Source organism: Photobacterium aquae (assembly GCF_001029445.1).
Classification (GTDB): domain Bacteria; phylum Pseudomonadota; class Gammaproteobacteria; order Enterobacterales; family Vibrionaceae; genus Photobacterium; species Photobacterium aquae.
Genome location: NZ_LDOT01000022.1, coordinates 65,390 through 91,739, shown reverse-complemented (window position 1 = coordinate 91,739; position 26,350 = coordinate 65,390). Strand labels below are relative to the sequence as shown.

The following is a 26,350-nucleotide window of genomic DNA, read 5'->3' as shown; positions in this document are numbered from 1 at the left end:
ATGCGGGGTTTTTTTATGCCTCTACCACACCCAAAAGTGTGTCAAGGGCAACGATACGTTACCCCCGTTAACATTTTTATACAGAAAAAGGATACTTGATTGGGTCGTGGTGCTGGTAACCCACCACCTCAAAGTCATCCATTGTGACCCATGTCTCAAGATCTTCCAGCGACTTGATGTCAGGGTTAATCTTCAACTGCGGCGACGGGAACGGCTCGCGCTTGAGCTGGACATCACGCATCAGTGCCAGCTGATCTTCATAGATATGGGCGTTGACGATTTTATGGTGGGCCTGGCCCGCCTTGTGGCCGGTGATCTGCGCGACCAATGCCAATAACGTGAACACTTGAATTTGATTGAAATTAAGCCCCAGCGGCACATCGCACGAACGCTGGTAGCTGGTTAGGTGCAAGGTATCGCCCAACAGGGAAAACGTGTGGGTGTGCATACAAGGTCGCAGGCAGCCCATATCGAACTCGCCCGGGTTGTAGAATGTCAGGATCTCACCGCGATCATCAATCCCCCGGCTTAGGTCATCAACAATCTTGCGCAGCTGATCGATCGTCGTACCGTCAGGCTTTTTCCAGCCACGGCCCTGTACGCCGTATACTCGGCCCATGTCATCCTCACCCTTGCGGTGCGGGTTGGCTAGCCAAGCAGCGTTGTCGTTGGCATTCATATCCCAGGTCTTGGTGCCCAGTGCGCGAAAATCGGCGGCATTGTCATAGCCGCGGATGTAGCCCAGTAGCTCGGCAATGGCTGCTTTCCAAAAGCTCTTGCGGGTAGTGATCAGCGGAAACTGGTTGTTGGCCACGTCATAGTTCAAGTCAGCGTTGATAACGGTCAGGCAACGCTTGCCAGTCCGCTCGTTCTCAACCCATACCCCTTCGTCGACAATGCGCTGGCATAGCGCTAGATACTGTTTCATGTCCTGCTGACCTTCATACTGCTAAATTACAATTGTGGCTGATTCTACCGAATAAACCGCCCAAAACAAAAAAAGCAGCCGGATGGCTGCTTTTTCAGTCTAGATATTTCTACAAACTTACGCCGTCTTGCCCTTAGGCTGGCACTTGTAAGCCCACAGCATAATCAGGGCACCGGCAATCACCATCGGTAATGACAGGATCTGACCCATGCTGATCCAGCCGCCGAACAGGCCAAGCTGGGCATCCGGCTGGCGGAAGTACTCGACAATAAAGCGGAAGCTGCCGTAACCAAACAGGAACAAGCCAGACACCGCACCGGCAGGGCGAGGCTTGCGGATGAATATGTTGAGGATGATCAGCAGGACAACGCCTTCAAGGAAGAACTCATACAGCTGTGACGGATGGCGTGGCAACGGGCCACCTGTCGGGAAGACCATCGCCCACGGCACATCGGTCACGCGTCCCCACAGCTCGCCGTTGATGAAGTTGCCAAGACGGCCAACGCCCAACCCAAACGGCACCAAAGGGGCGATGAAATCCGCCACATTGAAGAAAGTGCGGTTGTTTTTGTAGGCATACCAGATCATTGCGGTGATCACACCCAGCAGGCCGCCGTGGAACGACATCCCGCCAGTCCATACCTGGAACAAGTAGAGCGGGTTATCCAGGAACAATTGGAAGTTGTAGAACAGCACATAGCCAATACGGCCGCCGACGACCACCCCGAGGAAACCGGCAAACAGCAGATCGCTGACCTGATCGCGGGTCCAGCCACTGCCCGGCTTGTCGGCACGGCGGTTGGCCAGCCACATGGCGAACACAAAACCGAGCAGGTACATCATACCGTACCAGCGGATTGACAGCGGACCGATCTCAAAAATCACCGGATCGATATTCGGAAACGTCAAAAAACCTTGGCTCATTAAATTATATCTCTACCTTTTCGGAAGGTTACGGGCTTACCCCATGAACATCTTCACGCAGACAAACAGCAAGAATACTGCAAAAATTTTCTTCAGTACCAGCGTTGGCAGCTGGCTGACCCATGCTGCACCAAACCGGGTGGCATACATTGAGGTGGATATCACCCCGAGCCAGGCCGGCAAGTATACATAGCCAAGGCTCAGACGAGGTAAATTTTCCTCCCCGACCCCGGCGGCAATGAACCCCGTCATCCCGGCAACGGCTATCAGTGCCCCAGCCATGGACGCGCAGCCTATGGCACGGCGCATCTCAACCCCGTGCCAGCTCAAATATGGCACAGTTAACGAGCCTCCACCAATTCCGGCCAAGCTCGATACCATGCCGATCATGCTACCGGCGCCGAAAACTCGGCTGCTTCCCGGCAACGGGCGATTACTGGTGACACGCATCGACAGCATCATCTGCAGCGCCAACACCAACACGATGACGGCAAAAATACGTGGCAGGACATGGCTGGGCACCAGCTCGGCCACTACGCTGCCACCCAGACCGCCAACCACGACACCGGGCGCAAGCGCCCTGACTACGCCCAGATCGACATTACCCAACCGGTAATGGTTTCTGGCCGATGCCCCGGAAGTCAGCACGATACTGGCCAGCGAGGTCGCCAACGCGATGTGCATCGCCATATCACCATGAATACCGGCATGGGGCAAGAGCCAGACCAATGCAGGCACCACCAGAAGCCCACCGCCGATCCCCAACAGCCCGGCCAGAATGCCAACACAGCCGCCAAGCACCAAACACACGCCAAAGACCCATAGTTCTGGGCTATAGCTGACAACCAACAGCCAGAAGGCCGATAGCGCATCACTCATCGAGATTATTTCCCTGCACGGATAAAGCCACCTAAACCGTGGCTGTCAACAAAGGCCGTTGCCTTGGCCCGGATTTCATCGGCAAACGTCGCAGTGAGGGCATAATCCACCAGCTGCTCCATTTCCTCAATGGAGACATGCCTAAGCATATATTTAATTTTGGCCACGTTACGGGTATTCATACTGAGCGAGCGGTACCCCATCCCGACCAGCAGCAAAGCCCCGACCGGATCACCGGCCAACTCACCGCACAAGCTAACCGGCAAACCGATATGCTTGCTGGTGTCGACAATATACTTGAGGGCGTGGATCACCGCAGGGTGCAACGCATCGTAGACACCGGCCACCCGAGAATTGTTCCGGTCTACAGCCAATAAATACTGAGTTAAATCATTGCTGCCGACCGAAATGAAATCGACCCGCGACGTCAAGCCCGATAGCTGGTAAAGCATCGAGGGCACTTCGATCATGATCCCGACCCGCGGCCTGCGCAGAGTCAGCCCCTGCGCCTCGGCCGCCTTGGCCACTTCGATGTAGGCCCGCTCGATAAGTGCTAGTGATTCATCAAGCTCGGCAATGCCGGAAATCATCGGCAACAGGATATCCATATTGTCGATGCCGATGCTGGCCCGAAGCATCGCCCGGACCTGGATCAGAAATATCTCAGGGTGATCAAGGGTGAAACGGATCCCCCGCCAGCCGAGGAACGGGTTATCCTCCTCGATGGTCAGATAGGGCAGCGGCTTGTCACCACCGATATCGAGCGTGCGCATCACCACCGGCTTGCCCTGATAGGTATCTAAAATCGCGCGGTACTGCTGGGTCTGCTCTTCTTCAGAGGGGAAGCTACGCTGCAACAAGAAGGGCACTTCGGTACGGTACAGGCCCACCCCGTCCACGCCACGGTTAACCGCAATACTGGTGTCGGCACTGAGCCCGGCATTGAGGAAGATATGCACCCGCTCGCCATTTCGGGTCACGGCACATTTCTCAACGTCTTCCTCGACGACCTTGGCCAGCTCCAGCTCTTCGCGCACCAAGCGCTTGTATTCCGCCATAACATGACGGGGCGGGTTGACCAACAGTTCGCCGCGGTAGCCGTCCACCACGACCTTGCAGTCATGGATCTTATCGGGAACGAAATCGACCCCCATAATCGCCGGGATCCCAAGTGCCCGAGACAAAATCGCAGCATGGGAGTTCGCCGCCCCTTCCTGAGATACCACGGCGGCCAGTTTCTCCCGGGGGATACTGGCCAGAATCCCAGCGGTGAGCTCGCGGGTCAGCAAGACAACCGGTTCATCCCATTGATGCTCGTCGACCGTTTCATTATTGAGGAAGAACAATAAGCGCTGGCCCAGCTCACGAATATCCTGAGCGCGCTCTTTGAGGTAATCGTCCTTCATATTGGCAAACTGTGCCGAGTAGGTTTCAACAACCTGCCTAACGGCCCATTCCGCCTGTGCGCCCGCCGAAACCTTGCCAAACAAGTCCTTGCGCAACATGGGATCATTGAGCAGGTGACTGAATAAGTCAAAAATAGCGAGCGTTTCCTTATGCAGCTCACTGTCGAATCGCTTGCGCAGACGACGGAACTCGGCACTGGCCATTTCAATGGCAATACTGAGCCGCTCCTGCTCCGCCTCGCGATCGATACACGATGCCGGACACACTAGCTCCAGCCGCGGCTGATTGTCATCCCACCATGCCGTTGCAACCGCAACACCACTGGAGGCGGCCGAACCGACCAGACGCAACCCGCGATGCTGATCAGGCCACATCCCCTGCGCTTTGGCATGAGCCAGTAATACTGCCAGCTGGGCTGCCAGCGTCACCATAAAGGATTCTTCGCTCTCGTCGAACTCGCGCTGCTCGCGCTGCTGGATCACCAATACCCCCAGCACCTGTCGCTGATGAATGATCGGGGTACCGAAGAAAGAGCGGAAAGACTCCTCCCCAATGCCGGGAAGGAGCTTGAAATGAGGGTGCTGACGGGCGTCAGCGACGTTGATGGGCTCGGCCTTGGCAGCCACCTGCCCGACCAGCCCTTCGCCAAAGGCAAGACCGACATGACGATGGGGCTTTCTGAGCCCCTTCGTCGCCATCAGGGTATAACGCTGACGCTGGTAATCTGCGATATAGACCGAACAACACTCCGTTTTCATGGCATGGCAAGTGCTGACCACCAACTGTTCCAGTGCATCAAGCAGGCTCGGCGCACTGGCCACCTTCTCAACGATTTCTCTTAGCTGCGTCAGCATCTTTTGCCTAACTCCACATCAAACTGGGTTAACTGCGTTTGCCCCGGCGCTGCTTTCTACGTTCTTTGCGCTCCTTGAAGGGCATTGCCATCGCTGCGAATTCTTTCAATGCTCGGCGGTAAACATCCCGCTTGAACGATACAACCTGTCGAACCGGATACCAATAACTGACCCAGCGCCAGCCATCGAACTCCGGAATCGAACCACGCTGCATATTTACCTTGGATTCATCGCATTCCAAACTCAGCAAAAACCATTTTTGCTTTTGACCAATACAAACAGGCTTTGAATCCCAGCGCACCAGACGCTTAGGAAGCTTATAACGAAGCCAGTGCCGGCTTGATGCCAGAATCCGCACGTCTTTCTTCGTTAATCCCACTTCCTCATACAGTTCCCGGTACATGGCCTGCTCAGGGGTTTCCCCTTCGTCAATACCACCTTGTGGAAACTGCCAGGAATGCTGTCCGTACCGCCGAGCCCAGAATACTTGACCATGGCTATTGCAGATCACTATCCCCACATTCGGGCGGTATCCATCGCCATCAATCACTGGACGACCTCAATATAAATCTCTATTAATAGTGATTTTTTCACAGTCGCCGCAACGGGTAAACTAACAATCGAATTTATCCCCCTATTTTCCTACCAAAGCCTCAGTTTTTGGATAACTTTTATCTGCTGGTTATTTTATAAACAACCCAATGAGACCTAGACCACATTTATACACGATTTCTGTGGATAGAATTGTGAAGAAGCGGTAAATCCAAGGATCTTTGGAATGTGATTATTATATAAAACAACAATAAAAGCATTCAAAAACAAAAACAAAACACCATCAAATCAACAACTTGAACGAGAGATCCTTTCGGAAACAAAATACCAACAGATACCAGTTTGTATGCAAAATCCAGATCGGTTAAAGATCGACCAGATTAGGTTTTATCCACATAAAATCATCAACACCGGATAAATAAACCGCAGCACAGCGTTCAAAATTGCAACCAACCCCTGTTTAAATCCACAGTTAATGGCAGGAATTAAAAAATATCATGTCTTACTGTGGATAAGTTGATTTCCAACGCCGTGATAAGATCCTCGGGCAGGATCGTCTCCTGCCATCACTGCACTACGCCCCATTTGTCCTCGGTTTTCCCCCTGCGCCTATGCTAGGATCATCACCTCGACAACAATAGGTACCACGATATGCAACCCTCCCCCCCGACCTCTGAACACGCACTCCTCGAGCGGGCATGTAACCTGGCCGGGCAGACTCTCGGCGAACTGGCTGTACAGGCAGGCATTTCCGTCCCGATGGATCTACGCCGCGACAAGGGATGGGTTGGCCAATTGCTGGAATGGCACCTCGGCGCCTCAGCAGGTAGCAAACCGGTACCCGATTTTGACAACCTCGGGATTGAGCTGAAAACCATCCCGATTGGCTACAACGGCAAACCTCTCGAGACGACCTTTGTCTGTGTGGCCCCCCTTATCGGGTTGCATGGGCTGAGCTGGGAAAAAAGCCACATCCGCCACAAACTCGCCAGAGTTCTGTGGGTTCCTGTGGAGGGTGAGCGGGATATCCCGCTGCCAGATCGCCACGTTGGCTCCCCGCTATTATGGAGCCCGTCAGAAGAAGAAGAGCAGCAGCTCCGCCGGGACTGGGAAGAGTTGATGGACATGATTGTCCTCGGCCAGGTCGAACAAATTACGGCCCGTCACGGCGAGGTTCTGCAGTTACGTCCGAAGGCGGCAAACAGCCGAGCCCTGACCGAAGCGTACGGTGCCAACGGCCAACCCATCAAGACCTTGCCTCGGGGCTTTTACCTCAAGACCCATTTCACTGCCGCCTTGCTAGAGCGTTACTTTATTCTCTAACGCCCCTCTACAGGTGCACGGTCATATCCTGCTGACAACGGGACTCCAACCCGGCCGGTCCGAATTCATCGTAAGGATCGGTCATTCGCAGCGTCACCGAGGTTATCCCGAGCGGCCTGAGCAGCTCGCCGGCTTGCTCGATCGTCTGGAAAGTCATCATCTCACCCTGCTCGGTTTTCAATGGCTCGAGATGGTGCTTGTACTCCACTTCCATAAGGTAGTCACCGCACCCTGCGTAGCTCGTGAGGATACAGTGCGGCAATTCGCCACGGCTGGACTGAGTCCAGTGTTTGAGTTGAGACAGCTTCATCATGCCTCCTGCTGTTGGATGCCCGGCTCACCATCTCATAACTATTGTCGATAAGTCGTTATTGGGCAACTAGCCTCCCGCTCAGGCAAATACATTGTCGCCGAAACGCGCATCTTGAGGTAACTTGGGGATAAGGTAGCTTAGGAATAAGGTAGCTTAGGTATACAACAACACGCTCCAAGGAGGGCTGATGAAATACCACAAAATCCCCAATTCGACCCTCGAGGTTAGCAAAATCTGCCTCGGTACCATGACGTTTGGCGAGCAGAATAACGAGAAGGAAGCCCACAGCCAGCTTGATTTTGCCATTGAGCACGGCATCAACTTCATCGATACCGCCGAAATGTACCCGGTTCCCCCGAAATATGACAGCCAAGGCCTCACCGAGCGCTACATTGGCAACTGGCTGAAAAAAACCGGCCTTCGGGACAAGATCGTTCTGGCCACCAAAGTCGCCGGCCCGCGCAATGTTCCCTATATCAGGGACAATATGGCTCTTGACTGGCGCAATATCCACGATGCCGTCGATGCCAGCCTAGAACGCCTGCAAACGGACTATATCGACCTGTACCAAATCCATTGGCCGCAGCGGGAAACCAACTGCTTCGGCCAGCTCAATTACCCCTATAAAGACGACAACAGCGGCGTGACAATCAGCGATAGCCTCGAGGCCCTGGCCGAGCTTGTCCGCGCTGGCAAGATCCGCTACGTAGGCCTATCCAACGAGACGCCATGGGGGGTGATGTCGTTTCTACGCCTTGCCGAAAAACATAACCTACCGCGTGTGGTCACCATCCAGAACCCCTACAATCTGCTCAACCGCAGCTTCGAAGTTGGCCTGTCGGAAATCAGCCACTACGAGGGCGTCGAACTGCTAGCCTACTCTCCGCTGGCATTCGGCACCCTAAGCGGAAAATACCTTGGCGGTGCCCGCCCAGACGGAGCGCGTTGCACCTTGTTCGAACGCTTCTCGCGATACTTCACCCCGCAAGGCATTGCGGCCACCGAAGCCTATATTGAGGTTGCCCGCAAACACGGCCTTGACCCGGCCCAAATGGCACTGGCCTTTGTCAACCAACGCCCGTTCGTCGCCAGCAATATCATCGGTGCCACCAACCTGTCGCAGCTTGATGCCAATATCGCCAGTATCGACCTGCACCTGAACGAGGAAGTTCTGGCTGATCTACAGGCCGTCGGTGTGCAATTCTCCAACCCTTGTCCATAATGGACTAACCACAACACCTTGTTGATCCAAACAAAAAAAGCCCCCGTGGGAACGGGGGCCAAAAACATTAGCTCAACCAACTCAGGCAATCCCCTTTGTTGATACCTTACCACTTTATCGAATATGCCCTACCTCAGACCAGTGTGGAATCGTCGCAAAGCATTGGTAAGTGTTACAAGGAATTACCCGGCGTCTGGCCCTGCCAACCGAAATTGGCAGGGCTGGCATTACGTTATCGATCGCAGCCGGGATCGCTGTCTCAAGTGCTGCACCTGACGGCCGGCCGGAGTTTGCAGCAGATGATTGGCAATACGCTCATCGGCATCGATCCCTACGTCCCGCATAATGTGGGCGGACAGGTGAGGCAGTTGAACGCGGACACGACGATGGATATGCCGCCATTGGGCATCCTCACGCTGAAGGTCCAGTTGAACGAAAAAAACCGCAAGACGTAAATAGACTGACTGGCGCATAGTTATGCTCTCCATAAATTAAAAGGTTAAATTTACGGGACGCGAATGCTGCCGATTCAGGCTGACTACATAAGTAAAGACTTAACTTGCCGCGACAATGATCCGCGGCCCATTTACACAGCGGATGCTGTTAGTGGTTAGGGGTTTGACACCCATCACCGAACGAACTGGTACGCTGGATGGTTAGTTCTCGCATAGTAAGCTCCTCCGGTAATAAGTTATATTGATGTGAAATATATGGCTATTCTATCGGGCTAGGACAACAATTCAAGCCATTAGTTGCATAATATGCAATAACGCGATTTTATGCTTTGGCACCGCACGCTGCGGCTATTGCCCCATGATTATTATCTGCACTCTGGCTCGTATCGCCCCACGTCAGCCCTGACGGAAATTGCGCGGCGGCGGCACCAGATCATGCTTATTGAGCAAGCGGTACATGGTGGCGCGCGATACTCCCAGCTCCCGGGCGGCCGCAGAAATCTGCCCCTTGTTGTTTTCGAGCACGGCCAGCAGTGCTCCTCGCTCTGAATCCTCCCTGATTTGCTTTAGGCTCTGGCGATCATCGACCAATCGGGGCAGGTCAAAATGTTCTGCATCGAGTTCCTTGCCATCCACCAGCAATATTGCCCGCTTAAGCTGGCTGATCAACTCACGAATATTACCCGGCCAGCTGTAGCCAGAGAGCATTCGCTTGGCCCCCGCCGACAACTGCTTGGCGGGGCTGTTGTACTGGCGAGCAAGTTTCAGCAGCAGGTATTCCGCCAGCAGGACAATATCCTCGTCGCGCTCGCGCAGCGCCGGTACTTGAAGGTTCAATATATTAAGCTGAAAATACAGATCATCATGGATAAGCGCTCCCTCAAGCAACTCTTCGGCACTGTAGCGGGTCGCGGCAATCACCCTAATATCCGACTTTGGCTGACTGCTGTCGGCATGAATAAACCTCTCTTCCTTGAGCCATTTCACCAACTCCAGCTGACGCTCCGGCGCTAATGCCGTTACCTCATCAAGGTATACCACTCCCCCCTGAGCGGCCTCGATACAGCTCCGGGCCGGACTATCAGCCCTATCAGCCACGAGCCACTCTTCCGTCAGCGCCTCGCAACCTACTGCGACAAAGGCTCCTTTGGCCCGGGTCGATGCTTGATGAACCGCCCTGGCAACCAATTCCTTGCCGGTACCAATCTCACCGTGGATCAACACCGGCATGTCCGTCATCGCAATACGTTTTACCTGATGGCGCAAACGATTCATGGCAGGACTGCCACCTTGTAACCCCTGCTGACCGAATTGGCCTAGCTGAGGCCAAACCTGACGTTCAAGCTGCAGCATCCCCAGTTGGTGGCCAATGGTTTTAAGAAGTTGGTTTTCAGGTACAGGTGAAGTGAAGTAATCAATACAGAAGCTAACGATAAACTGGCAAACGGCCTCCCGCTTGAGCTGATCTTCCCGGACCAAAGCCAGCCAGCGTACCTGCTTGTTACGGTGGGTGATCCCCGCGACAGCCTGCAAGCTAAAATTATCCCGGGTCAGGTCAACAACGCCAATACACGGACCGACATCGAGCAGCAAGGTTTCAGCTGCCCTCAAATCATAGCAACGGTGGCATAGCCAGCCAGCCTTCTCAAGAACGGCAAGCCAAGGCGTATCATTGCCCCCAAGCACCACCAAGGTTCCCAATACCGGTATTTTCTGCTTATTCATTCCCAAACCCTTCCCTGCTGGCAGCTTCCTATCGTCCAACCAGGCAATAAATCAATCCTTTATACCCACGTTGCCTCTAGAGGCTCGTTGCCGCAAAAATGTGTACCGCTTCTACCTGGCATCTTTCCAGATTTCATCACTGGTACACATAATCGCTCCGTGTCATAACACGACACAAAGGAGAGGCTGACACAACTCACACGAAGCCTTGCGGCCTGTGACAACTTAGGTATATGACAAAGCCTAAATTCATCTTGCCGGATCATAATTTGCCTCAACCGATAAATGCAACTCGTTTACTATTAAAATTATAGCTTACAGGCTTGCCTCCCAAAAATTTTGGCCAAAAAACATAAAAAGCGCCCGTTGGCACTATTTTTCGTTTCAATCTCTGTGAACTTCCTCACTCTATTTTCAGGTAAAAGTGATTGGCGACAACGATATTTGAGGCAAAAAAAAACCACTCCGAAGAGTGGTTTTTCCATCACAACATCAATTAAGCGTTGTTCTGCGGGCGCATTGCCGGGAACAAAATCACATCACGGATAGTGTGCGAGTTTGTAAACAGCATTGCCAGACGGTCGATACCGATACCCTGGCCAGCTGTTGGCGGCAGGCCGTGCTCAAGAGCGGTGATGTAGTCGCCATCGTAGTACATCGCTTCATCATCGCCAGCATCTTTCGCGTTCACCTGTGCCTTGAAGCGCTGGTCCTGATCCTGCGCGTCGTTAAGCTCAGAGAAGCCGTTTGCCACTTCGCGGCCACCGATGAAGAATTCAAAACGATCGGTGATGAACGGGTTATCATCGTTACGACGTGCCAGCGGAGAGATGTCTGCTGGGTATTCTGTAATGAACGTTGGCTGCATTAGCTGAGGCTCAGCAGTTTCACCGAAGATCTCTTCCAGAAGCTGGCCACATGTCCAGAACTTCTCTACGTAGATGTCCAGGCTGCGTGCAATGTTTGCCATGTGCTCGCGATCTGCCACCAACTCGTAAGTCAGTGCCTGGATGTCTGCGTGATCTGGGTTGTAGTGCTTGATCGCGTCTAGCATGCTCATACGCGCATACTTGCCACCGAATTCAACCGTGTGCTCACCGTAAGGCATAGAAGTGCTGCCCAGTACCTCTAGGGCAACTGCGCTCAGCATGTCTTCAGTCAGATCCATCAGGTCGTTGTAATCCGCGTACGCCATGTAGAATTCAATCATGGTGAATTCTGGGTTGTGACGTGGAGACAGACCTTCGTTACGGAAGTTACGGTTGATTTCGAATACACGCTCGAAGCCACCAACAACCAGACGCTTCAGGTATAGCTCAGGCGCGATACGCAAGAACATTTCCTGATCCAACGCGTTGTGGTGAGTGATAAACGGACGTGCAGACGCACCACCCGGGATCACCTGCATCATTGGCGTTTCCACTTCCATGAAACCTTTTGATTCCATGTAACGGCGAATAGCAGAAATCAGCTTTGAACGTACTTTGAACGCATTGCGAGAGTCGTCGTTGACAATCAAATCAACATAACGCTGGCGATAACGCATTTCCTGGTCAGTCAGACCGTGGAATTTCTCTGGAAGCGGACGTAGTGCCTTGGTCAGTAGCTCGTACTGATCCATGTTCACGTACAGGTCGCCTTTACCAGACTTATGCAGCGCACCTTTAATACCGATGATGTCACCGATATCCAGACCTGAGTACTTCTCTTTCAGCTCTTTCTGAACGTTCTTATCCGCGTAAGCCTGAATACGGCCAGACACGTCCTGAATCGCCAGGAATGGACCACGTTTAGCCATGATACGGCCGGCGATTGCAACAACCTGACCGGCTTCTTCAAGCTCTTCTTTGCTTAGCTCGCCGAATTTCGCCTGAAGATCTGCCGCTAGGCTATCGCGACGGAAATCATTCGGGTGGCCGTTTGCCTTGCAGTTCTCGCGGATCATATCCAATTTCGCGCGACGCTCAGCAATTAGCTTATTCTCATCTAGTAATTGATCAGTCATGGGTTAACCCTTAAATGTTCTAACCGGAATCGGTTACAGACCTGACTTCAGGCTGGCTTCAATAAATCGATCTAGGTCGCCGTCTAACACCGCTTGGGTGTTACGGTTCTCAATTCCTGTACGCAAGTCTTTGATGCGAGAGTCATCCAGTACATACGAACGGATCTGACTACCCCAGCCAATGTCTGACTTAGAGTCTTCGTTTGCTTGTTTCTCAGCATTTTGCTTTTGCATTTCAAGCTCGAACAGCTTCGCTTTAAGCTGCTTCATCGCCTGATCTTTGTTTTTATGCTGAGAACGGTCGTTCTGGCACTGAACCACGGTGTTGGTCGGTACGTGGGTGATACGTACGGCCGATTCGGTGGTGTTTACGTGCTGACCGCCGGCACCCGATGCACGATATACATCGATACGCAGATCAGCTGGGTTGATATCAATAGCAATATTGTCATCAACTTCAGGATAAATAAAGGCAGAAGCAAACGATGTGTGACGACGACCACCGGAATCAAATGGTGACTTACGAACTAGACGGTGAACACCGGTTTCCGTACGCAGCCAGCCGTAAGCATACTCACCGCTGATACGCACTGTCGCCGATTTCAGACCGGCAACATCACCTTCAGACACTTCAATCACTTCTGTTTTGAAGCCCTTGGCATCGGCCCAGCGCAGGTACATGCGCAGCATCATCGATGTCCAGTCCTGTGCTTCCGTACCACCAGAACCTGCCTGCAGGTCGATGTAACAGTCTGACGCGTCATGATCACCAGAGAACATACGGCGGAACTCTAGCTGTGCCAGCTTCGCTTCAAGCTCAGCCAGTTCAGGTTCGATCTCGTCAAATGTCTCTTGGTCTTCTTCTTCAACCGCCAACTCAAGCAGACCTTCAACGTCTTCAACGCCCTGGTCTAGCTGGTCAATAGTCTCTACAACCGCTTCCAGTGATGCACGCTCTTTGCCCAGCGCCTGTGCACGCTCTGGCTCGTTCCATACATCTGGTTGCTCTAATTCTGCGTTAACCTCTTCTAGACGCTCTTTCTTAGCATCATAGTCAAAGGTACCCCCTAAGGATGTCAGTACGCGCTGATACATCCTCAAGTCGGTTTTTAATAGGATTAATCTCGAACATTGCCACTCTTCATAGCCGAAATGGACATAACCGAAGGATTCTATCGAATTGTTGATAGAATATACAGAGGCAGAGAAAGGGAAACCGTGATTATTTTAGGAACCACCGGGCGAGGCGGACGATAAGCGGCCGCCGATGTGACGGCCGCTAGCAGGTTAAGAATCAGAGCGCAGAGAGGTGCTCGACCAACAACTGAGCACTGCAGTTGCCGCGGAATTCATTGACATCAAGGCGATAGACCAGCTCAACCTGCTGGACCGAAGCATCCGGCCACTGGCGCAAGTCCACATTAAAAGCAATCGCATCAATCACGCTGCCACCAGCCAGTGGCTCGAGCATCATCTTAAGGTGTTTGCCGCCGACCAGTTTCTGGTGAAGCAGACGAAAACGGCCGTCAAACTGCGGCTCGGGGAACTGCTGCCCCCATGGGCCACCAGCCCGCAGAACCTCTGCCGTCTGCAAATTCAACTCCTGCGGCAGCAGCTCGCCGTCGGTCAGCAAGACCCCCTTGAGGGCCGCCTCGTCCAGCTCATTGCGCACCGCCTGATCAAACGCCCGGCTGAACGCCTCAAGCTTGGACTCAGGGATTGTCAGACCCGCCGCCATCGCGTGGCCGCCGAACTTGAGGATCATCCCCGGGTTCTGGGTATCAATCAGATCGAGCACATCACGCATATGGAGGCCGGGAATCGATCGGCACGACCCCTTGATCTCGCCATTACCCGCATCGGCAAACGCGATCACCGGACGGTGGTAAAGCTCTTTGATCCGCGAAGCCAAGATGCCTATGACCCCTTGGTGCCAATCACGCTGGTACAGGGCCAGACCATAGGGCATGTCTTTCTGGTTGAACTTGAGCCGCTCGCAAATCGCCAGCGCCTCCTCTTTCATCCCCTGCTCGATTTCCTTGCGGGTCTGGTTGAGGGCATCCAGTTCCGTCGCCATCCGGCGCGCGGCCTGAATATTGTCACACAATAGCAACTCGACCCCGAACGACATATCGTCCAGACGGCCCGCGGCATTGATCCGCGGCCCCAGCGCAAACCCGAGATCGCTGGCGACAAGGCGCGATGGCTCACGGTTGGCCACTTCAATCAGCGCCCTGATCCCCGGGCGGCATTTCCCGGCGCGGATCCGCTGCAACCCCTGATGCACCAAAATACGGTTGTTGCCATCCAGCGCAACCACATCGGCAACGGTCCCCAGAGCCACCAAGTCCAGCAATTCGGCTAGGTTCGGCTCTGCCAGCCCCTGCTCGGCGAACCAGTTGTCCTCGCGCAGCGATGCCCGCAGGGCCAGCATCAGGTAAAAGGCCACCCCGACCCCGCACAGCGCCTTGGAAGGAAAACCGCATTCATTCAAGTTCGGATTGACGATGGCATCAGCCTCAGGCAGGGTGTCGCCCGGCAGGTGGTGGTCGGTGACCAAAACCTGCATCCCCTTGGCCTTGGCGGCCGCTACCCCGGCGATGGAAGAAACCCCATTATCAACCGTCATGATCATCTCGGCACCGCGTGCCGCGGCCTGCTCGACCACTTCAGGGCTAAGGCCATAGCCGTCATCAAAACGGTTCGGCACCAAGTAATCCACATTGCGGCTGCCAAGCATACGCAATGCTAGCACCGACAACGCCGAGCTGGTCGCCCCGTCGGCATCGAAATCCCCCACCACGATAATCCGCTGCTGCTCGGCCAGTGCCTGCTTGAGCAGAGCCACTGCCGGGACAATACCGTATAACTGGTTGTAACCAAGCAGACCTCGAGCACCACGCTCCAGTTCACTGTCCGAATGGATCCCACGGCTGGCATAAATACGTTGCAACAAAGGAGGGATCGCATCACTAAACTGACTCGTGTCGGCCTCTGGGCGACGTTTAATTTCAATCATCAGGCAACTCTTTCATTGTTATATAGCGAAGAACCCTACGGGCCAAACCACAAGCAGCGAGATAAAAAGGAAGGCTCTTGACTATATATAGAGGCAAGTATACCCCTAGGGACAGGGACAAAACAGAAACAAACAGGCCCGGAAAAGTCCGGGCCTGTGGGATAGCGTTCTTAGCTTTGCTTGCTGCGGCTGTCTAGCAACTGGCGCAGCATATTGGCTGGCTGGTAGCCCGGCAGCATAGTGCCGTCTTCCAGAATCATGGCCGGTGTACCCGACACCCCCATCGCGACGCCCAACTGATAGTGCTTGCGCACCATATCTTCGCGCAACTTGGCACCTTCCATGTTGAGCTTGCCGTTCTTGGCATCATTCATTGCCTGAGCCGGGTTCTTAGCCCCCCAAATGGCGCTCATTTCCTTGAAGTTACCAGAACGCTCGCCGCCACGCGGGAAGGCAAGGTAGCGGATCGTAATACCGGCATCGTTGTAGGCCTGCATCTCGTTATGCAGCTTGCGGCAGTAGCCACAGCTAGTGTCGGTAAAGACCGTCACCACGTATTTCTGATCCTTGGCCGGGTAGACAATCATCTCGCCTTCCAAACCCTGGAGTTTTTCCTTGTTGATCTTGGCCATCTTCTGCTCGGTCAGGTTGACAGGCTGTGCACCGTCATTCTGGAACAAATGGCCTGCCAGGAAGTAGCTACCGTCATCAGAAACATAAAGGATACCGCGTTCAGTCACGACTTCGTTCAGACCAGACAGTGGAGAAGCGCTGATAGACTCTGGCGTCAGGCCAAGGCCGCTCAGTTTGGTCGTGATTGCGGCCTCATCCGGCTTGGCATAAGCTGAGCAAGCAGCCAGGGCAACCGTGGTGGCTAGTAACGTACGGCCAAAGAAGTGCATTAGATTTTCCTTAAAATGTAAACAATTAAAAACCATACAGGGCTAAGGCCGACGCCAGTCGTCAATGATGCGCCTGCGTGGTATATGACCCCTGATCGCAAAAATAATTTCAATGCAGACCAATTTATTGGTCAATTCGATCAATACATATCGGCTCAGAACACCCCGGCTCCTCAAAACACCTGGGGATATCACCCATCGCGGAGTAATTATACACTCAAGCCCGCGGATGGTGCGTCTGGTGCAACTGCTTAAGTCGCTCAGTTGCGACATGAGTATAGATTTGGGTCGTCGACAAGTCACTGTGCCCCAGCAACATCTGGACGACCCGCAAGTCTGCGCCATAATTTAGCAAATGGGTGGCAAACGCATGGCGCATGACGTGTGGCGACAGGGTATCGGTATCAATATCGGCCAAGACGGCATAATGCTTAATCCGATGCCAAAATGTCTGCCGGGTCATCTGCTTGGCCCGCTTGCTCGGGAAGACCACATCGGAGCTTTTCTCGCCAAGCAGCTGTGGCCTGCCATGGGCCAGAAACTGCTCGATCCAATCAACGGCGCTCTCGCCCATCGGCACCAGCCGCTCCTTGTCGCCCTTACCCGTTACCCGGACAACGCCTTGGCGCAAGCTGATATTCTCCATCGTCAAACTGACAAGTTCCGTCACACGTAGCCCTGTCGCATAAAGCAGTTCGAGCATCGCCTTGTCGCGCAACTCTATCGGATCGTCGGTGTTCGGGGCCTCCAGCAGGGCATCGACCTGTGCCTCGGTAATGTCCTTGGGCAAGCGCTTTGGCAGCTTGGGGCTGACCAGCATCGCACTCGGATCATCGTCGCGCACCTTCTCACGGTGCAAGTACTGAAACAGGCGGCGGATCGCCGACGCCATGCGCGCTCGCGACGTTTGCTTGAAATCAGCATCGAACAGCCACTGCTGGTAACGCTGCAGCTCATCGGCCGAAACCCGCTCGAGGCTCAAGCCCTGCTCACCAATCCAACCCACCAATTTCTTGAGATCATTACGGTAAGAAGACAGGGTATTGTCCGAGAGCCCACGTTCCATCCACATTGCATCGAGAAAGCGCTCAATGATCACTTCGTCGTTTTCCACTTCTACCTCAGCAGATTCCTGACTGCGCCACCGCGGCCGCCGCGATAACACATGGATAAATAAACAGTGGTTATATGTTAGTCGATCCACAAAAGAATGTAACTGGGATTCCATCGCAAGCGTAATTTTATGGCTCAAGGACACAATATTAGGCAACTGACGCCAAGCTAGGTAAAATCGCCTCATTCTCATTTGTATCAAGTTGGACACGCAGCATGAAGATTGGCTTATTCTACGGCTCGACCACCTGCTATACCGAAATGGCAGCGGAGAAAATCCGCAACTGCATCGGTGAAGAAATGATCGACCTGCACAACATCAAAGAAGCGGACATCTCCGCCATGAACCAGTACGACATGCTGATCCTGGGGATTTCGACCTGGGACTTCGGCGAATTACAAGAGGACTGGGAAGCGGTTTGGGAACAACTCGACGGCCTATCGCTGACCGGCAAAACCATCGCCCTATTCGGCCTTGGCGATCAGGAAGGCTACACCGAGTGGTTCCTTGATGCGATGGGGATGCTCCACGACAAGCTACTACCGACCGGAGCCCAGTTCGTCGGCTACTGGCCCAATGAAGGCTACCAGTTCGAAGCCTCCAAGGCACTTACCGATGACGGCCAGTTCTTCGTCGGCCTGGCGCTGGACGAAGACAGCCAGTATGAGCTGAGTGACGAACGAATCACCTCCTGGTGTGAGCAGATCCTCACCGAGTACAGCGACAGCCTGTAACAGCAAAACAAAAAAAACGGGATGCAAAGCATCCCGTTTTTTTGACTGTCACCACAGTGGCATTATGCCGTTTGGGTTTTGTCCTGTACTGATTGTACCGAGCCAATGAAGCGAGTCACCACCATTGCCAATGCCGTCGGCAATGCCCATGCCATACCGTAGTCAAACAGCGGCAGGAACTTCAACACACTCATATCGATACCGATAAACTTGCCCGCATCAATCAGGCTGAACAGCAACGACACTGACAGTACCACACGGTAAGCCATACGAGGGTTTGGCAACCAGCGGCGAACAAATGTCAACGCAACCAGCGCCACCGCTACCGGATACAGGGCAAACAGTACCGGGATGGACAGAGAAATCAACTGGCTCAGACCTACGTTGGCAACCACGGCGCACACTACAGCCAGGATAATCGCCCACTTCTCGTAAGACAGCTTGGTCAACGAGCTGAAGTAGTCAGAACACGCACTGATCAGGCCAACCGCCGTAGTCAAACATGCCAGCAGTACGATAGCCGACAGGATGATCTGACCAACCGGGCCGAACAGAGCCGATACATATGCCGCCAGAATTGCACCACCGTTATCAGCACCGGCTGCCACCGCCGAGCTTGTTGCACCCAGGTAGAACAGTGAGATGTATACAAATGCCAATCCCGCTGCCGCAATCAGGCCTGCGTAGATAAGGTAGGTGCATGTCGCCTTCTCATCCGTGATGCCCTTGCTGCGGATCACATCGACAATCAACATGCCGAACATCAACGCGGCGAAGGTATCCATGGTGTTATAGCCCTCAAGGAAACCCTTGGTGAAAGCCATGTCCACATAGTCGCCCTGGGCCGCCAGAATATCACCCTGCGGGTTAATAAAGACAGCCACCGCTAGAATAGCCAGTACCGCAAACAGTGCAGGAGTCAGGAACTTACCGATCAAGTCAATCAGCTTGCCGCGAGACCAGGCAAAGAACAGCGCAACGGCGAAGAACACCACAGAGAAAACAGTCAGGCTCATCTGCCCAGCATCTGCAATGAACGGCTTCACTGCCATTTCGTAAGCCACAAGACCTGTACGCGGTGCTGCAAAAGCGGGACCAATAATAATGAAGATCAGCACAGCCATCAGGGTTGCCACGGCAGGTGGCAAGTCACGGGTCAAGCCTTTCCAGCCACCACCCGCAATCGCGACAGCAATAATCGCAATCAGCGGCAGGCCAACGGCCGTAGACAGAAAACCAAACATCGCAGGAAGCATATGCTCACCAGCAGCCAAACCAGCCTGCGGCGGGAATATGATGTTGCCTGCGCCCAAGAAGAAGGCAAAGGTCATAAAACCTACTGCCATGATATCGCTAAACTTGAGTGTCTTTTTCAAACTGCACCTTCCACTCTGATATTGATGAAATGTTTGCTTGCGTAATTTTTGTTTTGTTGTTTTTCTCGCCACAAAAAACTTAAAGCTGAATGTGACCTTACTCACAGCATAATGAACAAAAAGCAGCCAATGCGCAACCCCGCAGTGAAAAACACCATAATCTTTGGATACACAATGAAAAAACTGAAATATACAACCAAATTAAAATTAAATATCAGAATTTAAATCCAACAAATCTCATTTATAAAAAAGATCAAAAACAGAATCAACATCTGAATAACTCAAAATAAACAAAATCAAAAACACTCATCATAACAATTAACCACCAATGATAAGAGAGGATATGACTATTCCCATGTAGCCTCTGACTTGAAGGTTCTTGAGTATCTATCAGCAATGAACTGATATAATTTTGCCGTCACAAACAGTACAGGTCACAGTAACCATGGCTAAAGGGTTTTCATTCAAGCAATTTCACGTCAACGATCATGGCTGCGGCATGCCGGTCAGTACCGACGGAGTACTGCTGGGCGCTTGGGCTGACCTTTCACGTAAAGGACTCATCGTCGATATCGGCACAGGCAGTGGCCTGCTGGCCTTGATGGCCGCCCAGCGCACACACACCCAAGGCAACCTGATTACCGCCGTGGAGATCGATCCCGCAGCTGCCGAGGCTGCCCTGCAAAACTTCCAGCATTCCCCATGGCCAGACGCACTATCCCTGACCCAGCAAGATATTCGCCAATGGGCCAAGACGCAGGAACAAGGGACTGTGACCTCCGTCATTTGCAACCCGCCCTACTTCAACAGCGGCGAACAGGCGAACTGCCAAGCACGCGCAACCGCCCGCCACACCGATAGCCTACCGCACATCGAGCTGCTGGAAGCACTCCGCTTCCTGTTGGCAGACGACGGCATCGCCAGCCTGATCCTGCCCACTTACGAGGGCGAGCAACTGCTCCAGCAGGCAGAGCAAACTGGGCTATATTGCCAGCGCCGCTGCGACGTTCGCACTTCTGCCAGCAAACCCGTCAGTCGGCTGCTCATCGCTCTGACTCCCGTTCAGACCGCGACACGCCACGAACAGCTGGTTATCCACGAACACGGCCATTACTCGGCAGCATTTACCGCCCTGACCCGGGATTTCTACCTGAAAATGTAAGCCGAATACCCCGTGTTCTCACGCTCTGGGGCCAAACATGAGCAGGCAACGACTGGCAGCTATGGCCAATTCCAAGAAGTTTTTGTGCTTTTATCGGTGATCGTTGCGACAATAATCTCTATAATGCCGCCCCTTATGCAATTTGCCCGACACCGGTGACAGGTCATTTCCCTCGCCGGCAAGATCATCCCTGAGTTCCGAGGAGAAATGACAGGTGAGAGACTTTTCCGAATTAGAATTAGATAGCGAGCTGCTTCAAGCCATTGAAGAAATTGGTTACGAGCGCCCGACAGTGGTTCAGTCCGAAGCGATCCCGCACGCACTGGATGGCCGCGATGTACTGGCATCAGCTCCTACCGGTACCGGAAAGACAGCTGCGTTTCTTCTGCCGATGATCCAGCACCTGCAGGATTTCCCGCGCAAGAAGCCGGGGCCTGCCCGCGTATTGGTACTGACGCCGACCCGCGAACTGGCCATCCAGGTTGCCGACCAAGCCCGTGCCCTGACCAAATACACCAACCAGAAGGTCTTCACCATCACCGGCGGGATCTCCTATGACGAGCACGCCGAGCTACTGGGTAAAACCCAGGATATCGTCGTGGCCACGCCGGGCCGCCTGATGGAATACATCGAGAGCGAGCGCTTCGACTGCCGCGCGATCGAATGCCTGATCCTTGATGAAGCTGACCGCATGCTGGACATGGGCTTTGGCAAAATCGTCGAGCGTATCAACAAAGAATGTCGCTGGCGCCGCCAGAGCTTGTTGTTCTCTGCAACGCTCGAAGGCAAAGGCGTACGCGATTTCTCCAGCACCATCCTCAACGAGCCGGTAGAAGTTAACGCCGAGCCGCCTCGCCGCGAGCGCAAGAAGATCCAGCAGTACTACCACCGTTGCGACACCATGGAACATAAACTGGCATTGCTGGAAAATATTCTGGGCGAAGCCGAACGTACGATTATCTTCGTCAAGACCCGTGAGCGTCTGGCTACCCTGCGTGACCAACTTGCAGCCATGAAGATTGCCTGCTGCTGGCTACAGGGTGAGATGGCCCAGGCCTCCCGCAACAATACTATCCGCCGCTTCCGCGAAGGCGTCGTCAATGTCATGCTGGCTACCGACGTTGCCGCCCGTGGTATCGACCTGCCGGATGTCAGCCATGTCATCAACTTCGATATGCCACGTTCTGCCGATACTTACCTGCACCGTATCGGTCGTACCGCCCGTGCCGGCAAGAAAGGCATCGCGGTGTCACTGGTTGAGGCCCATGACCAGTCAATGCTAGAGCGTGTTGGCCGCTACCAGAAAGAAGAGGTGCCAGAGCGCTTTGTTGAGGGCCTGCGTCCACAACACAAAAAAGCCAGCACCGTGAAGAAGAAAAAGAAAAAAGATCCGAAAAAGAAAGCGGCTGGCAAGAAAAAAGCCAAGAAGTAATCTGCAATACCGGCACTAACCCGGTACTCGGACAACAATCGAAAACGAAACGGGCTGGTTTATCCAGCCCGTTTTTTATCTCGTCAATATCACTTCGATGCTATCAAGCCTGCTCTTCGCGCTTGAACACCAACTCTGTTGCCGTCGACTCCGCCGGTACAAAATAATACCCTGCCGTATCAAATGCCTTCAGGGCCTCAACCGAAGAAATACGGTTATCGATGATATAACGGGCCATCATGCCACGCGCTTTCTTGGCATAGAAACTAATCACCTTGTAGGTGCCGTTCTTGCAATCCTTGAAGACAGGTGTGATCACCGAACCGGCCAGTTTCTTGGGCTTGACCGACTTGAAGTATTCGTTGGATGCCAGGTTAATCAGAATATCGTCCCCCTGAGCAACCAGGGCCTCGTTGAGCTTATCGGTAATAATATCGCCCCAGAACTGATAGAGGTTGCTACCGCGTGGGTTAGCCAGTTTGGTGCCCATCTCCAACCGGTAAGGCTGCATCAGATCCAGCGGCTTGAGCAAGCCGTACAGGCCGGATAGCATCCGCAGGTGCTGCTGGGCATACGCAAACCCGTCACTGTCCAGCGTTTCGGCTGCCAGACCGGTATACACATCACCTTTGAACGCCAAGATCGCCTGACGGGCATTGTCCGGAGTAAAGGTTGTCTGCCACTCGGCAAAGCGCGCAGCGTTGAGACCGGCAATCTTGTCGCTAACCTTCATCAGGCTAGCAATATCCACCGGGGTCAACTCGCGGCAGACATCGATCAGCTCGGCCGAATGCTCGACCAGCTCAGGCTGAGTATATTCCTGTGTCGCCAGCGGCGATTCGTAATCAAGGGTTTTGGCAGGGGAAACCACAATCAACATCTGAACATTCCTTTTGGCAAACTTATGCTTTGCCAAAATGGTAACAGGCCAGCAAAAAAAAACCACGCTCGTGAGCGTGGTCTTTTTCTATTATTGCCATCGGAAACGTCGATGATCAACGGTTGTCCGACTGCTCGGAACGATCCCAGATCCCTTCTTCAAGCTGGGCATGAAGCTCCGGGTAATCATTGCTGTCAAACGTCGGCACTTTGCCCTGCGAGAGTTGCTTGTTGTAATCCTTCGCCAGCTTCACCACCGTACCTGATAACAGCACAATCGCAATCAGGTTGATCAGCGCCATCATTCCCATGGAGACATCCGCCATCGCCCACACCGTCGGCAGATCCGCCAAGGCACCAAACATCACCATACCCAGCACAACGAGGCGAAATACATTCAGGCCTGCTTTGTGGTTGTGCTCCAAGAACAACAAGTTAGTCTCGGCATATGAATAGTTCGCCACCAGCGAGGTAAAAGCGAAGAAGAAAATCGCAATAGCGATAAATACTTCACCCCAACCGCCAACCTGCGCACTCAGCGCACGCTGGGTCAGCTCAATACCCGTCACCTCGCCATGCGGCACGTATTCACCCGACATCAGGATAATCGCCACTGTCGCCGAGCAGATAACAATCGTATCCATGAACACGCCTAGCATCTGAACATAACCCTGTGATGCAGGGTGTGGCGGATAAGGTGTCGCTGACGCTGCCGCGTTCGGCGCGGAGCCCATACCGGCCTCGTTCGAGAACAAGCCGCGTTTCAGGCCATTGATCATGCCTTGGGCAATGGTGTAGCCCAAAGCACCAGACGCGGCCTCTTCCAAGCCAAACGCACTGCGGAAGATCATACCGATAACATCTGGCAGTTTTTCCAGATTCGTAAACACAATGAACAGGGCCAGCAGCAAATAGCACAGGGCCATTGCTGGCACCAGGATCTCAGCGGTACGGGCAACGGCGCGCAGACCTCCGAAGATAATCGTGCCGGTCATCAATACCAATGCGATACCCACGTACAAAGGGTTCCAGCCAAAGGCAACATTCATCGCCTGCGTGATGGAATTCGCCTGTACCGAGTTGAATACCAACCCAAAGGCAATGATCAGGAAGATGGAGAACACAACCCCCATCCAGCGCATGCCCAAGCCTTTTTCCATATAGTAGGCAGGGCCACCACGGTAGTTGCCCTCGTCATCGCGAGTCTTGTACAACTGTGCAAGGGCGCTTTCTGCAAATGCCGTCGCCATACCCAGCATGGCAATCAGCCACATCCAGAAAATGGCACCCGGACCACCGAGCGTCAGTGCAACGGCAACACCGGCCATGTTACCAGTTCCGACACGCGCGGCCAGGCTGGTACACAACGCCTGAAAAGATGAGATCCCGGCACTGTCAGATTTGCGGCTGTTTTTCATCACACTGAACATGTGGCCAAAATGGCGAAACTGGATGAAGCCCAAGCGACAGGTGAAGAACACGCCGACGCCGATCAACACGTAGATCAGCACAGAGCCCCATAACAGATCGTTCAAAAAATTAATCTGGCTTGACACGTCTACCCCTCAAAAAATGAACCGAAATTCTGACTGCGGCCACCCGACAATCAGAAAAAGCAGTACTTACCGCGCCGGCAAAAACGCCACAGCAACAGAGTAATTACTACAACCTTAGTTTTAATATGTGGTAAATGACAGTAGCTCCCGCTACCAATACAGCGACATTGTTGATGTTATGTTAATTCCGGATGGTCTCTATCAAACCTATTGCTTCCCGGTAACCATGAGTTGCGCTGCAGATGGCAGACGATCATGCAAACTTAACCCACAAAAATCAAGACACAGCTCACAAATATCCCATATAGGCCTCGTAGGATCAGCCAGATGCTTATAAAAACCGCGTCCTTGACTCATCTGTCCCCCTCTATTCTCCCCTACCGAATAACCACTTCACGGCCAGCCAGCTCGATTTTGTGAACATACGCACATGAAACATTCATACCTTGGCAACAAATGAGAAACAGTTCAATTTTATTCTAACCCTACCTGTGATATTTAACGTTATGTCCACGTTACCTCAAAAGGTAGGGTTAGGAGTATTTACGGCATGCCGGCACCAAGGAAAGTAAGCGCATGAATAGCAAAGCCTTTCGCGCTTATCTCGCCCAACGGATAATGCGCGGGATCACCCCCAACAGCCCGTTTTTTTGAGGCAACCTGGTTTTAAACCTTTAAGGATGAGGTGCTTTATGGACAGTTATGCATTCGATGATATTTTTGATACCGATATCCAACCTAGGAGCTCGCGCAAGAAACCCGTAAAACGCAAATGGCGAGAAATCGAAGCGCTAAAGGACAGGCAACGTCTACGCCGTGAACTCGCAGATATTGATATATTCAGGGATTTGACCAACGAGGATATTGATTTTTAATCACCCCATACCAAAAGAGTCGGCACATGCCGACTCTTTGTCCTTATTCTGCGTTCCGCTCACTTCCTGATCTAGGCACTCTCTCTCAGGCGCTCTGCCAGATTCCGATAACGCAATGCTACCTCGTTGCCAAATAACGGGTCACTCCCGCACTCTTGGTACTCATTGGCAACGGCCTGCCAGTCAGCAGAGGTAAAGTGGGCTTGTATCATTGGAAATATCTGGCATTCCTCAAATTCCAGATGGGCTCGCTGGCGATCAACAAAAGCGTTGAGCTTATCGGCGAAGATATCCAGCGGGATCACCGCATCCATCAGGATCATGTCAACCAGCTCGGCAAACTCATGAGTCAATACGGCTAACTGTTGGTGCTCCTGCTCGAGGCTGGCCAACGCGCCATTATCATCGGCGTAGTGGGCCTGATAATAGTGGTACAGAACATCCTCTTTAGGATGGTGGCACTGTTCGGCATGGCTTTGCAAATACTCGACAATATCTCGGAGCAGGCTATAGTCGACCTCGTCACCGTTACGGATCAATTTCAGCTTGTGCTGCAAAATCCCCAGCAGCCTGACGATATTGCCATGCTCCGCATGAATAATATCCAACATCATTACACTCCCTCCCAAAACGCTTCCTTATAAAGAAAGTGTAAAAGCAAAGGGGCAATGCTGCATTGATCCTGATTACCAAACGAACAATCAGCTCACAATT

Annotated in this window: 23 protein-coding genes; 7 read left to right on the top strand and 16 right to left on the bottom strand. The window is 53.1% G+C overall.

Features of this window, described 5'->3' with window-relative positions:
* Positions 1-76 precede the first annotated feature (76 nt).
* The 5 genes from ABT56_RS14855 to rppH form a co-directional block, all read right to left on the bottom strand.
* Positions 77-928, bottom strand: a complete 852-nt coding sequence (locus ABT56_RS14855) for a thymidylate synthase (protein ID WP_047879677.1) — start codon at positions 926-928, stop codon at positions 77-79.
* 117 nt (positions 929-1,045) lie between these two features.
* The gene (gene lgt, locus ABT56_RS14850; RefSeq protein ID WP_047879676.1) at positions 1,046-1,852 is read right to left on the bottom strand and encodes a prolipoprotein diacylglyceryl transferase; all 807 of its coding nucleotides are present in this window, start codon (positions 1,850-1,852) and stop codon (positions 1,046-1,048) included.
* Between the two features lie 36 nt (positions 1,853-1,888).
* Positions 1,889-2,731 carry a sulfite exporter TauE/SafE family protein gene (locus ABT56_RS14845; protein ID WP_047879675.1) on the bottom strand — a complete coding sequence of 281 codons (843 nt, stop codon included), beginning with the start codon at positions 2,729-2,731 and terminating at the stop codon, positions 1,889-1,891.
* Between the two features lie 5 nt (positions 2,732-2,736).
* Positions 2,737-4,992, bottom strand: coding sequence for a phosphoenolpyruvate--protein phosphotransferase (gene ptsP, locus ABT56_RS14840; protein WP_047879674.1), 2,256 nt, complete (start codon positions 4,990-4,992; stop codon positions 2,737-2,739).
* A 28-nt stretch (positions 4,993-5,020) separates the two neighbouring features.
* On the bottom strand, positions 5,021-5,542 hold the full coding sequence (gene rppH, locus ABT56_RS14835; protein ID WP_047879673.1) for an RNA pyrophosphohydrolase: 522 nt from the start codon (positions 5,540-5,542) through the stop codon (positions 5,021-5,023).
* Between the two features lie 653 nt (positions 5,543-6,195).
* Here rppH and mutH point away from each other — a divergent pair.
* On the top strand, positions 6,196-6,867 hold the full coding sequence (gene mutH, locus ABT56_RS14830) for a DNA mismatch repair endonuclease MutH (protein ID WP_047879672.1): 672 nt from the start codon (positions 6,196-6,198) through the stop codon (positions 6,865-6,867).
* A 7-nt stretch (positions 6,868-6,874) separates the two neighbouring features.
* On the opposite strand, the gene ABT56_RS14825 is transcribed toward mutH, so the two are convergent.
* Positions 6,875-7,177 (bottom strand): DUF6482 family protein, encoded by a 303-nt coding sequence (locus ABT56_RS14825; RefSeq protein ID WP_047879671.1) that lies wholly within the window; start codon positions 7,175-7,177, stop codon positions 6,875-6,877.
* A gap of 190 nt (positions 7,178-7,367) precedes the next feature.
* On the opposite strand from ABT56_RS14825, the gene ABT56_RS14820 reads away from it, so the two are divergent.
* Both ABT56_RS14820 and ABT56_RS23990 read left to right on the top strand, forming a co-directional pair.
* Entirely contained in the window at positions 7,368-8,402 is a 1,035-nt protein-coding gene (locus ABT56_RS14820) for an NADP(H)-dependent aldo-keto reductase (protein ID WP_047879670.1), read from the top strand.
* 143 nt (positions 8,403-8,545) lie between these two features.
* Entirely contained in the window at positions 8,546-8,857 is a 312-nt protein-coding gene (locus ABT56_RS23990) for a C15 family peptidase (RefSeq protein ID WP_157037866.1), read from the top strand.
* Positions 8,858-9,253: 396 nt separating this feature from the next.
* Here the strand turns inward: ABT56_RS23990 and ABT56_RS14810 are convergent, their stop codons facing one another.
* The 6 genes from ABT56_RS14810 to xerD all read right to left on the bottom strand — a co-directional run bounded on the left by ABT56_RS14810 (position 9,254) and on the right by xerD (position 17,580).
* Positions 9,254-10,582 carry a sigma-54-dependent transcriptional regulator gene (locus ABT56_RS14810; protein WP_157037865.1) on the bottom strand — a complete coding sequence of 443 codons (1,329 nt, stop codon included), beginning with the start codon at positions 10,580-10,582 and terminating at the stop codon, positions 9,254-9,256.
* A gap of 496 nt (positions 10,583-11,078) precedes the next feature.
* Entirely contained in the window at positions 11,079-12,587 is a 1,509-nt protein-coding gene (gene lysS / locus ABT56_RS14805; RefSeq protein ID WP_047879668.1) for a lysine--tRNA ligase, read from the bottom strand.
* A 33-nt stretch (positions 12,588-12,620) separates the two neighbouring features.
* Positions 12,621-13,719 (bottom strand): peptide chain release factor 2 gene (gene prfB / locus ABT56_RS14800; protein WP_157037864.1). Its coding sequence is split into 2 segments (ribosomal slippage): positions 12,621-13,643 and positions 13,645-13,719, totalling 1,098 coding nucleotides; the frame shifts between segments, so codons are not numbered across the junction.
* Positions 13,720-13,881: 162 nt separating this feature from the next.
* Entirely contained in the window at positions 13,882-15,606 is a 1,725-nt protein-coding gene (recJ, locus tag ABT56_RS14795; protein ID WP_047879667.1) for a single-stranded-DNA-specific exonuclease RecJ, read from the bottom strand.
* Positions 15,607-15,776: 170 nt separating this feature from the next.
* Positions 15,777-16,508, bottom strand: coding sequence for a bifunctional protein-disulfide isomerase/oxidoreductase DsbC (gene dsbC, locus ABT56_RS14790; protein WP_047879666.1), 732 nt, complete (start codon positions 16,506-16,508; stop codon positions 15,777-15,779).
* 217 nt (positions 16,509-16,725) lie between these two features.
* Entirely contained in the window at positions 16,726-17,580 is an 855-nt protein-coding gene (gene xerD / locus ABT56_RS14785; RefSeq protein WP_240478326.1) for a site-specific tyrosine recombinase XerD, read from the bottom strand.
* Positions 17,581-17,837: 257 nt separating this feature from the next.
* Here xerD and fldB point away from each other — a divergent pair, with 257 nt between their 5' ends.
* Entirely contained in the window at positions 17,838-18,356 is a 519-nt protein-coding gene (fldB, locus tag ABT56_RS14780) for a flavodoxin FldB (RefSeq protein WP_047879664.1), read from the top strand.
* A gap of 62 nt (positions 18,357-18,418) precedes the next feature.
* Here fldB and brnQ read toward each other — a convergent pair whose 3' ends face one another.
* Positions 18,419-19,732 (bottom strand): branched-chain amino acid transport system II carrier protein, encoded by a 1,314-nt coding sequence (gene brnQ / locus ABT56_RS14775; RefSeq protein ID WP_205626090.1) that lies wholly within the window; start codon positions 19,730-19,732, stop codon positions 18,419-18,421.
* Positions 19,733-20,177: 445 nt separating this feature from the next.
* On the opposite strand from brnQ, the gene ABT56_RS14770 reads away from it, so the two are divergent.
* Together ABT56_RS14770 and srmB are read left to right on the top strand one after the other, a co-directional pair.
* Positions 20,178-20,894, top strand: coding sequence for a tRNA1(Val) (adenine(37)-N6)-methyltransferase (locus tag ABT56_RS14770; protein WP_047879663.1), 717 nt, complete (start codon positions 20,178-20,180; stop codon positions 20,892-20,894).
* Positions 20,895-21,108: 214 nt separating this feature from the next.
* Complete coding sequence (srmB, locus tag ABT56_RS14765) at positions 21,109-22,326, top strand: ATP-dependent RNA helicase SrmB (RefSeq protein ID WP_047879662.1); 1,218 nt, start codon at positions 21,109-21,111, stop codon at positions 22,324-22,326.
* Between the two features lie 103 nt (positions 22,327-22,429).
* On the opposite strand, the gene yaaA is transcribed toward srmB, so the two are convergent.
* Both yaaA and ABT56_RS14755 read right to left on the bottom strand, forming a co-directional pair.
* The gene (gene yaaA / locus ABT56_RS14760) at positions 22,430-23,206 is read right to left on the bottom strand and encodes a peroxide stress protein YaaA (RefSeq protein ID WP_047879661.1); all 777 of its coding nucleotides are present in this window, start codon (positions 23,204-23,206) and stop codon (positions 22,430-22,432) included.
* A 115-nt stretch (positions 23,207-23,321) separates the two neighbouring features.
* The gene (locus ABT56_RS14755; protein WP_047879660.1) at positions 23,322-24,761 is read right to left on the bottom strand and encodes an alanine/glycine:cation symporter family protein; all 1,440 of its coding nucleotides are present in this window, start codon (positions 24,759-24,761) and stop codon (positions 23,322-23,324) included.
* Between the two features lie 692 nt (positions 24,762-25,453).
* On the opposite strand from ABT56_RS14755, the gene ABT56_RS14750 reads away from it, so the two are divergent.
* Positions 25,454-25,636 (top strand): DUF3545 family protein, encoded by a 183-nt coding sequence (locus ABT56_RS14750; protein WP_047879659.1) that lies wholly within the window; start codon positions 25,454-25,456, stop codon positions 25,634-25,636.
* Between the two features lie 71 nt (positions 25,637-25,707).
* On the opposite strand, the gene ABT56_RS14745 is transcribed toward ABT56_RS14750, so the two are convergent.
* Positions 25,708-26,250, bottom strand: coding sequence for a hemerythrin domain-containing protein (locus ABT56_RS14745; RefSeq protein WP_047879658.1), 543 nt, complete (start codon positions 26,248-26,250; stop codon positions 25,708-25,710).
* Between the last annotated feature and the right edge of the window lie 100 nt (positions 26,251-26,350).